The following is a 12838-nucleotide window of genomic DNA, read 5'->3' on the forward strand; positions in this document are numbered from 1 at the left end:
GAGGCCAAAAATGAGTTTAGCCGTGAATTTGAATGAAACCGCCTCCAGCGCCAGTGCCGCAAGCGCGACGTCCAGCAGCGGGAGTGAAAGCAGCGCGGATTTGCAGAATAACTTTCTCACGCTGTTGGTGGCGCAGTTGCGTAATCAGGATCCCACCAATCCGCTGGATAACGCCGAATTGACCACCCAACTGGCGCAGATCAGCACTCTGAGCGGCATCGAAAATCTCAATACCACGCTGGGATCGATCTCCAGCCAGCTCACTACCAGCCAGAACCTGCAAGCGACCACCCTGGTTGGACACGGCGTGATGATCGACGGCGATACCATCCTGGTCGGCAGCGATAGCTCCACCACGCCTTTCGGCGTAGAACTGGATGCCGCCGCCAGCGATGTGGTGGTCACTATTCAGGATGCCAGTGGCAACACGGTTAAAACCGTAAACCTGGGCAGCCAGACCGCCGGCGCGCACGCATATAGCTGGGACGGCACCGACGATGCCGGCACAGCGGTGGCCGAAGGTTCCTACAGCTTTAGCGTCAGTAGCAGCACCACCACCGCGACGGCGCTGAAATACGCCGAGGTGTATGGCGTCAGTAATAGCAACGGCACCACGCAGCTGAATCTCGGCCTGTCTGGAAATGTCACCCTCGATAAGATCAAACAAATTATTTAACGACTAATTAAAGCGCGCAGGGCATGCCGCGGCCACTCCCACAGGAGAGTATCAATGAGTTTTTCACAGGCGGTCAGCGGGTTAAACGCCGCATCAAGCAATCTGGACGTCATTGGCAATAACATCGCCAACGCCGAAACCAACGGCTTTAAAGCCGGCTCGGTCTCGTTTGCCGATGTATTTTCCAGCTCGAAGGTCGGGCTGGGGGTGAAGGTGGCCTCGGTGACCCAGAACTTTAATGATGGCACGGTAAGCTCCACCGACAATGGTCTCGACGTCGCCATCTCCAATAATGGTTTTTTCCGGCTGGTCGACAGCAGTGGCGCCGTATACTACTCCCGCAACGGCGAATTTTCCCTCAACGCGGATCGCCAGTTGGTCAACAGCAGCGGCTACGTGGTCACGGGCTATGCCGCCAGCGGCAACCCTGCCACCATCCAGCAGGGGGCCGACCCGGTGGCGCTGACCATCCCCAGCCAAGGGTTGTCCGCCAGCGCCACTACCACCGGCTCGATGGTGATGAGCCTGACCTCCAGCGCGACGTCCGTCGGCACGGCCACCTTTGATCCCGACGATAGCAGCACCTACAGTTTTTTCCAGCCGTTGACCACCTATGACAGCCTGGGCAACCCGCACAACGTGAGCCTGTATTTCGCCAAAACCGACGATAACACCTGGCAAGTCTACAGCGTGGACAACAGTGACGGCGACGGTACCGTTAACGACGTCGGCACGCTCAATTTTGACACCAACGGCCAGTTAACCGGCACCGATACGTTTTCCATCAATATGGCCGCGCTGAACGGCGCGCCGGCGCAGACCTTCAATCTCTCCTTTGACGGCACCCGGCAGCAATATGCCAGCAGCAGTAGCGTGAGCAGCCAGACCCAAGACGGCTACAGCGCCGGCGATTTGACCAGTTACACCATTAATGACGATGGAACCATTTCCGGTACCTACTCCAACGGCAAAACCCAGCTGTTGGGCCAGATTGTACTGGCGAATTTTGCCAACCCGCAGGGGCTGCAATCCGACGGCAACAACCTGTGGTCCGCCACCGCCGCCTCGGGTCAGGCCATTGTCGGCACCGCCGGTAGCGGGACGTTCGGCACCTTGACCAGCGGTGCGCTGGAGACGTCCAACGTCAACCTCAGTCAGGAACTGGTGAACATGATCGTCGCCCAGCGTGATTACCAATCCAACGCGCAAACCATCAAAACCCAAGACGCGATTTTGCAAACGCTGGTCAGCCTGCGCTAACCGTAACGGAACAACCCTATGGATCACGCTATTTACACCGCCATGGGCGCGGCCGCGGCGTCGTTGGACCACCAGGCGGTGATTGCCAACAATCTCGCCAATGCGTCTACCACGGGTTTCCGCGCACAGCTGTCTGCAGCGCGCGCGGTGCCGGTGGAGGGGGAATCCCTGCCGACCCGAACCCTGAGCGTAGCCTCGACGCCGGGCGCGCTAATGACGCCCGGGCCAATTCAGACCACCGACCGTCCGCTGGATGTTGCGCTCGGCGGCGACGGCTTTCTGGCGGTGCAACTGACCGATGGTCAGGAAGCCTATACCCGCAACGGCAATATTCAGCAGGATGCCGATGGGCAGCTGACGGTGCAGGGTTATCCGCTCATGGGGCAAAACGGCCCGCTGGCGGTGCCGACGCAGGCTTCCCTCACTATCGGCGATGACGGTACCGTGTCGGCGTTGGGCGATGGCGATGCGTTGAACACCGTGGGGCCGGTAGGGCAACTGAAGCGGGTAACCGACGATACTGGCGCGCTGGTGCGCGGCGATGACGGCCTGTTTCATCAGTACGACGACGGCCAGGGCGCACAGGCGCCGTTGCCGAATGATAATGCCGTCCGCGTCATGTCCGGCGTGATGGAAGGCAGCAACGTCAATACGGCCGAAACCCTGGTGGACATGATTGGCACCGCCCGTCGTTTTGAAATGCAAATGAAGGTGATTGCCAGCGTGGATCAGAACGCCCAGCAGGCCAACCAGCTTTTGTCCCTTAGCTAATTTCAGGAGAGTCAACGGATGATCCGTTCTCTGTGGATTGCCAAAACGGGACTGGATGCCCAGCAGACCAACATGGATGTGATATCGAACAACCTGGCCAACGTTAGCACCAACGGCTTTAAGCGCCAGCGCGCGGTGTTCGAGGATCTACTGTATCAAATTATCCGTCAACCGGGGGCGCAATCGTCGGAGCAGACCTCGCTGCCCTCGGGGCTGCAATTGGGCACCGGGGTGCGTACCGTCGGCACCGAGCGGCTGCACAGCCAGGGCAACTTGGAGCAAACCGACAACAGCAAAGATGTAGCCATCAACGGCAAGGGGTTTTTCCAGGTGCAAATGCCGGACGGCTCCACCGCCTATACGCGCGATGGCTCGTTTCAGGTCGATCAAAACGGCCAGATGGTGACCTCCAGTGGCTACCCGATTCAACCGGCTATCACCATTCCCGACAATGTCCTGACCGTGACCATCGCCCGCGACGGCGTGGTGAGCGTGACGGTGCAGGGGCAGGCCAACGCCACGCAGGTGGGGCAGTTAACGCTGAGCAACTTTATCAACGAGGCGGGGCTGCAAAGTCTGGGGGAGAACCTGTACCAGGAGACCGACAGTTCAGGCGCGCCCAATGAGTCCACCCCCGGGCAAAACGGCGCGGGATTGCTCAACCAGGGCTACGTGGAAACCTCGAACGTCAACGTGGCGGAAGAGCTGGTGGATATGATCCAGGTGCAGCGCGCTTACGAAATCAACAGCAAAGCTGTCAGTACCTCCGACGCCATGCTGCAGAAACTGACGCAACTTTAACATGATGAACGCCTACGGCGCGGGTGCGTTGTGTCTGGCGGGCTGCGCGTATCTGCCCCACAAAGATCTGGTGGCAGGGCCTACCTCCGCCCAGCCGGCCCCGGCGTCGATGCCGGTAGCGAACGGGTCGATTTTTCAGGGCGTCCAGCCGATGAATTATGGCTATCAACCCCTATTTGAGGATCGGCGGCCGCGTAATGTGGGCGACATCCTGACGATTACCTTGCAAGAGAATGTCAGCGCCAGCAAAAGCTCGTCGGCCAACGCGTCGCGCGAGGGTAGCAACACGCTTGAGTTCGCCACGGTGCCGAAAATGCTTAACGGGTTGATTGGTAACCAGAAAGCGGACCTGGATGCGAAAGGCACCAATGATTTTGACGGTAAAGGCGGCGCCTCGGCGAAAAACACCTTTACCGGCACCATGACCGTGACGGTGGCCGAGGTCCTGGCTAACGGCAACCTGAGAGTGGTGGGCGAAAAGCAGATCGCTATCAATCATGGCACCGAATACATTCGCTTTTCCGGCGTCGTAAACCCGCGCACCATCAACGGCGATAACACGGTGGTGTCGACGCAGGTGGCGGACGCCCGCATCGAGTACGTGGGTAAAGGGTATATCAACGAAGCACAGGAAATGGGCTGGCTACAGCGCTTTTTCCTGAATGTTCTTCCTTATTAGAGGCCATCATGACCAGGAACCCGTCCGCCGCCGCCGCGCTGCTCATCTCGCTGTTGGTGGCGCCCGCCGGTGCCGAACGTCTGCGGGATCTGGTGTATATCCAGGGCGTGCGGGATAACCCGCTCATTGGCTATGGCCTGGTTGTGGGCCTGGACGGCACCGGCGATCAGACTACCCAGACGCCGTTTACCACCCAAAGCCTGAAAAATATGTTATCGCAGTTGGGGATCACCGTGCCGAGCGGTACCAATATGCAACTGAAAAACGTCGCGGCGGCGATGGTGACCGGGAATTATCCGGCTTTTGCCCGCGCCGGCCAGACCATCGATGTCGTGGTATCGTCGATGGGTTCGGCCAAAAGCCTGCGCGGCGGCACGCTGTTGATGACGCCGCTCAAGGGCGCGGACGGTCAGGTCTATGCGCTGGCCCAGGGCAACCTGCTGGTCGGCGGCGCGGGCGCCAGTGCCGGCGGCAGCCGGGTTCAAATCAATCAGCTGTCGGGAGGACGGATAAACAATGGCGCGGTGATTGAGCTGGAATTACCCAGCACCTTTGGCCGCAGCCCGCTGTTATCGTTGCAGCTCAAGACGGAAAACTTCAGTCTGTCCCAGCGCATTAGCGACGCCATAAATCGCTTTAACGGGATGGGGGTTGCCCTGGCGCTGGATGGCCGCACCGTGGAAGTCAGCCTACCGGCCGACAACAGCGCGCAGGTTCGTTTTCTGGCGCAAATCCAGGATATTGATATCGCCGTCGGCCAGATGGATGCGAAGGTGATTATCAACTCGCGTACCGGTTCGGTCGTGATGAACAGGAATGTCACCCTGGAGAATTGCGCGGTGGCGCAGGGCAATCTTTCCGTCGTGGTGGACAGCCAACTGAACGTTAGCCAGCCGGACACGCCGTTCACCAACGGCAATACGGTTGTCACGCCGCAGACCCAGATTTCGGTACGGCAAAACGGCGGTTCGCTGCAAAAAGTGGAATCCAGCGCCAGCCTGAATAATGTTATCCGGGCGATGAACGCCCTGGGCGCGACGCCGAACGATTTGATGTCGATCCTGCAAGCGATGAAAAGCGCCGGCTGTCTGCAGGCCGAACTGGAGATTATTTGATGCCGCCGCTGGAGAGTATGGATTTATCCCCCGCTTATGACGCCAACGCGCTGAATAAACTCCATCAGCAGGCGGCGGCCCAGTCACCGCAGGCCCTGAAAGCGGTGGCGAAACAGGTCGAGTGCCTGTTTGTGCAGATGATGCTAAAAAGCATGCGCTATGCGCTGCCGCAGGAAGGGCTGCTGGATAATCACCAAACACAGCTCTACACCAGCCTGTATGATCAGCAAATAGCCCAGCAGCTCTCCGCCAAAGGGCTGTGGCTGGCGGATATGATGGTGAAGCAATTGAGGTCTGCGACTCTCCCTCCTTGCTGAGGCATCGCGCGCCGCAGCATTTCCCCCAGCAGCGCAGGCGGCATAAAGGTACCGGCGGCGGCAGCTTCACCGAGCGGCTGGCCATCCCCGCAATGATCGCCGGTGCCCGCAGCGGTATTTCCCATCATCTAATTTTGGCACAGGCGGCGATGGAATCCGGCTGGGGTAAGCGAGAAATCCCTACCGCCGACGGAAAACCGAGCCATAACGTCTTCGGCATTAAAGCCACGCCTGATTGGCAGGGCGCATCGACCACCGTGATGACGACGGAATATGAAAACGGCAGGGCGGTAAAAATCCCTCAGCGTTTCAAAGTATACGACTCTTATTTGTCAGCCATCGAAGACTATATTTCGCTGCTCACCACCAATCCCCGCTATCGTGAGGTGGTCAACGCCCGGCAACCCGAAGTGGGGGCTTATGCGCTGCAGCGCGCCGGCTACGCCACCGATCCCGGCTATGGGGAAAAACTGGTGCAGATAATCGGCCAATTGAAAGATACCGCCCACCGGGCGGTAAAAGACTATACCCATGATTTAAGCTCGCTGTTTTAATAACGCCCGGCGAATTCTTTTTTATGCGCTCTAAAGTTTTGCCCCTTAGCGCCGTTATTTTTTTAATTGCCGTTATTATCCGCCGGTTTTTTTATTTACCACCAGGAAGAAAGGAAAAGTTATGTCCAGCCCATTATACAGTATCGCTTCTTCCGGATTAAAAGCCGCCCAGATAGCGCTGGCCACGACCTCTAACAATATCAGCAACGCTTATGTCGACGGCTATAATTTGCAGCGCGTGACGCTGAGTGAGGCCCAGCAAAGCGGGGCGCTGGGCAATGGCGTGACCATCACCGGTATCAGCCGCGCCTATGACTCGCTGGTGGTAGGACAGCTACGCGCCGCCTCTACCTCTGCCGCCGCGGCCAGCACCTATTCGGATAACATCAGCCAAATCGATAATCTGCTTTCCGATTCGGATACGGACTTGTCCACCCAGATGAGCACTTTTTTCGCCTCCCTGCAGGCGTTGTCCTCGGCCGCCAGCGATAGCGCGTCGCGCCAGACGGTGATCGGCAGCGGACAGAATCTGGTCAGCCAGTTCAGCAGTCTGGACAACACGCTGCGTGATATGGACAGCGCCATCGACAGCCAGCTCTCCGCCACCGCCGATCAAATCAACACTTACGCGAAACAGATTGCCAATCTTAATGCCCAGATAGCCCGTCAGGGCACCGGTTCAGAGTCCAATGCGCTACTGGATCAACGCGACCAATTGGTCAACTCGCTCAATGGGCTGGTCGGCGTCAATGTGACGGTGCAGGACGACAGCACCCTTAGCCTGACTATCGGTAGCGGCCTGACCCTGGTGCAGGGCAGCAGCGCCTATTCATTAGCGGTGGTACCGTCCGCGGCGGATGCGTCGCAGATGGCGCTGGCATACGATCGCGGCAATGGCACCCTGAGCGAGATAAACCCCGCCACCCTCTCGGGCGGCAGTCTGGGCGGTATGCTGAGCTTTCGTGACGGTGCGCTGGCCGACGCCCGCAATCAGCTGGGGCAAATTGCGCTGGCGTTCGCCGACAGTTTTAATCAGCAACATCAGGCCGGGGTGGATCTCAATGGCGATGCCGGCGGCGAATTCTTCACCCTCGGCAGCCCGACGGTCGTCAGCAACACCCGTAATACCGGCAGCGCCGCGCTGAGCGTGGCTTTTAGCGACGGCACGGCGGACAAAGCCTCCGATTACACGGCCAAATACACCGCCGACGGCTGGCAAATAACCCGCAACAGCGACGGCGCCAGCGTGGATTATACCACCAGCACCGACGCGGGGGGTGCCACCGTCCTGAGCTTCGAGTGGCTGAGTATGTCGGTGAGCGGCACCCCGAGCGTCAATGACAGCTATCAGTTAAAAACGGTCTCAAATGTTATTCAGGGCCTCAGCGTCGCCATCACCGACCACGGTCTTATTGCCGCGGTTCAGGCGGACGACGAGAGCGGCGACGGCGATAATCGCAATGCCGAGGCGCTGCTGGCGCTGCAAAACACCAAACTGGTGGGCGGTAGCGCGACGCTGTCGACCGCCTATGCATAGCTGGTCAGTAAAGTCGGCACCGAGACCAGCAATGCCAAAATCACCGCCACAACGCAGGCCAGCATGGTAAGCCAGCTGACCGAGAAGCAGCAGTCGATTTCCGGCGTCAATCTGGATGAGGAATACGTGGATCTGCAGCGTTATCAGCAGTACTACCAGGCCAATTCCAAGGTCATGACCACTGCCGGAACCATTTTCTATGCCTTATTATCGGCGCTTGGCTAACGCCATCGCTGCTCTTTTGTCATGTCGTAAGGGGACACCACCATGCGCCTGAGCACCAGTATGATTTACCAGCGTAATTTAGACGCTATCAGCGAGTCTTACAGCAAATGGGAAAATACCGGTCAACAATTGGCAACCGGTAAGCGGGTTAATGTACCATCCGACGACCCGATTGCCGCCTCCCAGGCAGTCAAACTCAGCCAAAGCCAGGCCCTCAACAGCCAATACAGCGCGGCGCGCACCAGCGCCACCAACAGTCTGTCCTCGGAAACCACGGTGCTGGAACAGGTGACCGACGTCATTCAAAGCGCTCAGACGCTGTTGGTGCAGGCGGGCGACGGTACGCTTAGCGATAAGGATCGGCAGTCGCTGGCGACGCAGTTGCAGTCTTATAAAGATCAGTTGCTGAATCTGGCCAATAGTCAGGACGGTAATGGCAACTATCTGTTCTCCGGTTATAAAACCAACAGTGCGCCGTTCGTCGAGGCCGAGGACGGCAGTATCAGTTATAGCGGCGGAGGCCAGGCGATGACGCAGCAGGTCGACGCCAGCCGCAGCCTGACCGTCGGCGATACCGGTTCGGCGGTGTTCATGAGCCTGACGGCAGGTTATACCCCCGAGCCGGACGGCGGCGACAGCGAAAGCAATATTTTCAATACGCTGGATATCGCGCTTAAGGCGCTGAACACCCCCCTCGAGGATGCCGACAGCACCGTGACCGATGACTATACCGCCGCCATCGGTAAAGCCAGCCGCTGTTTGTCTAATTCGCTGGATACTGTCCTGTCGGTACAAAGTTCGGTGGGCAGCAAGCTTAATGAGCTGGACAGCCTCGGCACCAGCCGCAGCACGCTTATCAGCGATAATATCAGCGCGCTGGTGGATTTGGACTGGTATCAGGAGATCTCCGATTACAGCCAGCAACAGGTTGCATTGCAGGCCGCTTACAGTACCTTTACCGCTATGCAATCCATGTCGCTGTTCAGCCAGTAATCGGCGGGATCCTCAGCGGGACATCCCGCGGAGGATCTCCGACAGCAGATCGAACACTTCTCCCATCATTTTTTCCCAGGATGGCGCCAGCAGCGGCAGCAGCAGGCTAAAGGTCAGAATGCCCACCGTCAGGGTCAGTGGAAAGCCGATAACGAACACCGTTAACTGCGGCGTGATGCGGTTCAGTAATCCCAGGGCGATATTGAGCGTCATCAGCATGCAGATAAGCGGCAGCGACAGCATCATGCCATTCAAGAAAATAATGCCGCCGGCGCGGGCCAGCGCCATAAAGGCGCCGGGATCCAGCTGCTGACTGTCCAGCGGCAAAGTATGAAAACTGTCCGCCAGCAGCGACAATAGCCACAAGTGGCCGTTCAGGCTGATAAACACCAGCAGGGCGAGCAGATTGAGCAGGCGCGCCAACAGCGGGGTATTCAACCCGCTGGCGGGATCAAAAAAGGTCGCAAAAGACAGCCCCATTTGCAGCCCGATGACCTCGCCGGCCATGCGTACGGCGGCGAAGGTCAGCTGCATCGTCAGGCCGAGGGCGGTGCCTATCAGGATTTGTTTGACCGCCAGCCAAAAACCGGGGAGCGAAAACAGCGGCATGTCGACGGTGGGCAGCGAGGGCGCAATCAGCAAGGCTATCAAGACCCCCAGCCCGAGTTTTACCGGTACGAGAATCGATTTTTCGCTGAACAACGGGGCGGTACTAATGAGCGCCAGAATCCGCAGCAGCGGCCAAAACAGTTGCGGCAGCAGCGCCGCGAGCTGACCGCTATCCCATTGCAGCATAGTCAGCCCCTCCATGAGCGGCAGATTGGTCAACAGAGTGCGCATGTAGTCCAAAATCAGATTTAACATCCAGGGACCGGCGAGGGTGATGGTGGCCACCACCGCCAGAATTTTCGGGATAAACGAGAGCGTCATCTCATTGACCTGGGTGGCGGCCTGGAGCAGGCTGATGACAAGCCCGCTGAACAAGGCCGCCAGCAGTAACGGCGCCGCCAGCGCCAGCGCGATGAGCATACCTTCATGGCCGAGGGCCATTACCGATTCCGGTGTCATTGGTACCGCCTGTAAAAAAACTAGCTATAAAAACTTTGCGCCAGAGAGCTGAGCAGCAGCTGCCAGCCATCCACCAGCACGAAGAGCATCAGTTTGAACGGTATCGAGATGGTCGCCGGCGGTACCATCATCATCTCCAAGGCCATCAGTACCGAGGCCACCACCAGATCGATAATCAAAAAAGGAATAAACAGCGTAAACCCTATCTGGAAAGCCGTTTTCAGCTCGCTGGTGACATAGGCCGGCAGTAGGATGCGCATCGGCACCGCCTCCGGCCCCTCCAGAGGTGGCACGTTGGCCAGGCGGGCGAACAGACCCAGATCCGCCTCCCGCGTCTGGCGCAGCATAAAGGCGCGCAACGACTGCGATCCCCGCTCCAGCGCGGTCTGCATCGAAATTTTATTTTCGCTTAGCGGCAGATATGCCTCGGTGTAAATGGAATCCAGCACCGGCGACATGACAAAAAAAGTTAAAAACAGCGCCAAACCCAGCAGCACCTGATTGGGGGGCGCCGACGGTGTACCAATGGCGCAGCGCAAGAGCCCCAGCACGATAGTGATGCGGGTGAAACTGGTCATCATCAATAACGCCGCCGGGATGAAGGTCAGCGAGGTCAAAAACACCAGCGTCTGTACCGGCAACGACCAGTTCTGACCGCCGCCGGGCAGCGGCTGGCTGATAATGCCGGGTAATTGCGCGCAGCAAGGCCGGGGCGAACAGCAGCATAAGCGCTGCGGCGTACGCGGGGCGGAACCCGCTTGATTTTCTGCGTTGGCGAATCATGCGTTACCGCTCCGCTGACGAGACAGCCGCAGTAGACGCTGGCGAAAATCCTCCGGCGCGGGGCCGCATGCATCGTGCTCAGTCTGCGCCGGCGCGGGGCCGCATGCATCGTGCTCAGTCTGCGCCGGGGCGGGCAAGCTATGCAGCGTGGTGATATGCTGCGGCGTAACGCCCAGCACCAGCCAGGTGTCGTCCACCTGCATGATGAGAACTTTTTCCCGCGGCCCGACGCTACAGCTGGCCCGGATTGCCAGCCGATTACCGCTGCGGCCGGCGGGCGTCAGCCGCAGCGTTTTCAGCAGCCAGCCGCCGATTATTATCAGCAGCAAAATACCGAGCAGCGCACAGCCGACCTGGGTAAGCGCGCCGCTGGCGCTAAAGGCCGGCGCGGGCGCGGCGTATTCCCCTCCCGTGACGGCGGGGCGAGTCTGACCCGGCAGCCCGGGGTGGGCGTGCGCGGGCGGTATAGCGGCGTCGCCAGCGCTGATTATGGGCGACTCCGTCAGCCCGGGGTGGCGTCCATGGACGATATAGCCGCGTCGCGTACGCGGGTTACGGGCTGCTCTGTCAGCGCAGATTGGCCGGGTGCAGGCGCTGCGGCGGTAGTCAGTGACGGACTGTTGCGTAACGGCGAAGCGGTCATTTAGCGGCTCAACCTGCGCATCCGCTCGGACGGGGTGATAATGTCGGTGATGCGAACGCCGTATTTGTCCGCCACTACTACCACCTCCCCCGGCGCGATAAGATAACCGTTGATAAGAATATCCAGCGGTTCGCCCGCCAGGCCGTCCAGCGGGACCACCGACCCTTGCGCCAGACGCAACAGCTCTTTGATGGTCATTTTGGTGCGCCCAAGCTCCACGGTCATCTTGACCGGGATATCCATAATCAGGTCGATATCCTGTAGCGGTCCGTTGCCGCCTTTTCCCGCCAGCGGGGAGAAAATGCCGTCGGTGGACGCCGCCCGTTCCCGATCGCCATCCTGCTGCGCAAGCGCTTCAGCCCACAGATCGTCCGCGGCAGGGTTCTCATCGGCAGACGGTTTGGTCGGCTCAGTCATTGGGCGATTCCTCATTCTGGGAGTTCAATACAGGATTAATCAGTTGGTCGACGCATAACGCATATTGGCCGCCCAACGTGCCGTACTGGCCGTTGAGCACCGGCACGCCATCGACATAGGCGGTGATATGCTCGGGCTTTTCGATGGGCAACACATCCCCCGTCGCCAATCGCAAAATTTCCGATAACCGTAGCGACACGTCGGTAAAATTGGCCACCAGCTCCAATTCCGAGTGCTGGACCTGCCGCACCAGGTTTTCGCGCCAGCTTTGATCTTCCAGACGGGAGTTTTCCAGCGGCGGATTGGCCAGCAATTCCCGCAGCGGCTCGATCATGGAAAACGGAATACAGATATAGAATTCCCCTACCAGTGATCCAATTTCCACGTGGAACGGGGTGGTCACCACGATATCGTTAGACGAGTAGGTAATATTGGTGAACTTCACCTGCATCTCGGCGCGGACATATTCGATAGTGAGTTGGTAAATGGCCTGCCGTGCCTCCTGATACCCTTCCAGCGCCAGACGCAGCATACGGCGGATAATCCGCTGTTCGGTATGGGTAAACTCCCGTCCTTCAACCCGAATGGGGAAGCGTCCGTCGCCGCCAAACAGGTTATCCACCGCGATAAACACCAGACTGGGTGAAAATACAAACAGCGCCGTACCGCGCAACGGTTTGAGATGAATAAGATTCAGGTTGGTCGGCACCGGTAAATTGCGGGCAAACTCATGGTAAGGCTGGATCTGGATGGCGCCGACGGTAATGTCCGGGCTGCGGCGCAACAAATTAAACAGCCCCATGCGGAAATGGCGGGCGAAACGCTCGTTGATAATTTCCAGCGCCTGCAATCGCTCGCGCACCACCCGTCGCTGGGTGTATGGATCGTATGGCTTGATCTCCGGTTCGGCGCCGGGGCTGGCCGGCTGCTCGACGATATCGTCGCCGTTGAGCAACGCATCGATTTCCGCCTGCGAGAGGACGCTGTCGGCCATAGTGG

Annotated in this window: 11 protein-coding genes and 4 pseudogenes; 9 read left to right on the forward strand and 6 right to left on the reverse strand. The window is 58.8% G+C overall.

Annotated features, from left to right (window positions below; translation table 11 throughout):
- Positions 1–10 precede the first annotated feature (10 nt).
- The 9 genes and pseudogenes from JZM24_RS01765 to flgL all read left to right on the forward strand — a co-directional run bounded on the left by JZM24_RS01765 (position 11) and on the right by flgL (position 8928).
- Entirely contained in the window at positions 11–676 is a 666-nt protein-coding gene (locus JZM24_RS01765; RefSeq protein ID WP_215668360.1) for a flagellar hook assembly protein FlgD, read from the forward strand.
- A 54-nt stretch (positions 677–730) separates the two neighbouring features.
- Positions 731–1936, forward strand: coding sequence for a flagellar hook protein FlgE (gene flgE / locus JZM24_RS01770; RefSeq protein ID WP_215668361.1), 1206 nt, complete (start codon positions 731–733; stop codon positions 1934–1936).
- Between the two features lie 18 nt (positions 1937–1954).
- Complete coding sequence (flgF, locus tag JZM24_RS01775) at positions 1955–2707, forward strand: flagellar basal-body rod protein FlgF (protein ID WP_215668362.1); 753 nt, start codon at positions 1955–1957, stop codon at positions 2705–2707.
- 18 nt (positions 2708–2725) lie between these two features.
- Complete coding sequence (flgG, locus tag JZM24_RS01780; RefSeq protein WP_215668363.1) at positions 2726–3508, forward strand: flagellar basal-body rod protein FlgG; 783 nt, start codon at positions 2726–2728, stop codon at positions 3506–3508.
- A gap of 1 nt (position 3509) precedes the next feature.
- A complete protein-coding gene (locus JZM24_RS01785; RefSeq protein WP_215668364.1) occupies positions 3510–4187 on the forward strand; it encodes a flagellar basal body L-ring protein FlgH in 678 nt (225 codons plus the stop codon).
- 8 nt (positions 4188–4195) lie between these two features.
- Complete coding sequence (locus JZM24_RS01790) at positions 4196–5302, forward strand: flagellar basal body P-ring protein FlgI (RefSeq protein ID WP_215668365.1); 1107 nt, start codon at positions 4196–4198, stop codon at positions 5300–5302.
- A pseudogene (gene flgJ, locus JZM24_RS01795) lies at positions 5302–6173 on the forward strand (flagellar assembly peptidoglycan hydrolase FlgJ). The gene JZM24_RS01790 and the pseudogene flgJ overlap by 1 nt, the downstream one beginning before the upstream one ends.
- 121 nt (positions 6174–6294) lie before the next feature.
- A pseudogene (flgK, locus tag JZM24_RS01800) lies at positions 6295–7935 on the forward strand (flagellar hook-associated protein FlgK).
- Between the two features lie 42 nt (positions 7936–7977).
- Positions 7978–8928, forward strand: coding sequence for a flagellar hook-associated protein FlgL (flgL, locus tag JZM24_RS01805; protein WP_215668366.1), 951 nt, complete (start codon positions 7978–7980; stop codon positions 8926–8928).
- Positions 8929–8940: 12 nt separating this feature from the next.
- Here the strand turns inward: flgL and fliR are convergent, their stop codons facing one another.
- The 6 genes and pseudogenes from fliR to fliM all read right to left on the reverse strand — a co-directional run bounded on the left by fliR (position 8941) and on the right by fliM (position 12833).
- On the reverse strand, positions 8941–9723 hold the full coding sequence (gene fliR / locus JZM24_RS01810) for a flagellar biosynthetic protein FliR (RefSeq protein WP_246579975.1): 783 nt from the start codon (positions 9721–9723) through the stop codon (positions 8941–8943).
- 30 nt (positions 9724–9753) lie between these two features.
- Positions 9754–9996, reverse strand: a pseudogene (gene fliQ, locus JZM24_RS18250) (flagellar biosynthesis protein FliQ); the annotation flags it as partial.
- 20 nt (positions 9997–10016) lie between these two features.
- Positions 10017–10722, reverse strand: a pseudogene (gene fliP / locus JZM24_RS01815) (flagellar type III secretion system pore protein FliP).
- A gap of 53 nt (positions 10723–10775) precedes the next feature.
- Positions 10776–11108: a flagellar biosynthetic protein FliO gene (gene fliO, locus JZM24_RS01820; protein WP_215668368.1), complete on the reverse strand. Its 333-nt coding sequence runs from the start codon at positions 11106–11108 to the stop codon at positions 10776–10778.
- Between the two features lie 314 nt (positions 11109–11422).
- Entirely contained in the window at positions 11423–11839 is a 417-nt protein-coding gene (gene fliN, locus JZM24_RS01825; protein ID WP_215668369.1) for a flagellar motor switch protein FliN, read from the reverse strand.
- Positions 11832–12833 carry a flagellar motor switch protein FliM gene (gene fliM, locus JZM24_RS01830; RefSeq protein ID WP_215668370.1) on the reverse strand — a complete coding sequence of 334 codons (1002 nt, stop codon included), beginning with the start codon at positions 12831–12833 and terminating at the stop codon, positions 11832–11834. The genes fliN and fliM overlap by 8 nt, the downstream gene beginning before the upstream one ends.
- Positions 12834–12838 lie beyond the last annotated feature (5 nt).

The organism is Candidatus Sodalis endolongispinus (assembly GCF_018777395.1).
Lineage (GTDB): Bacteria > Pseudomonadota > Gammaproteobacteria > Enterobacterales > Enterobacteriaceae > Sodalis_B > Sodalis_B endolongispinus.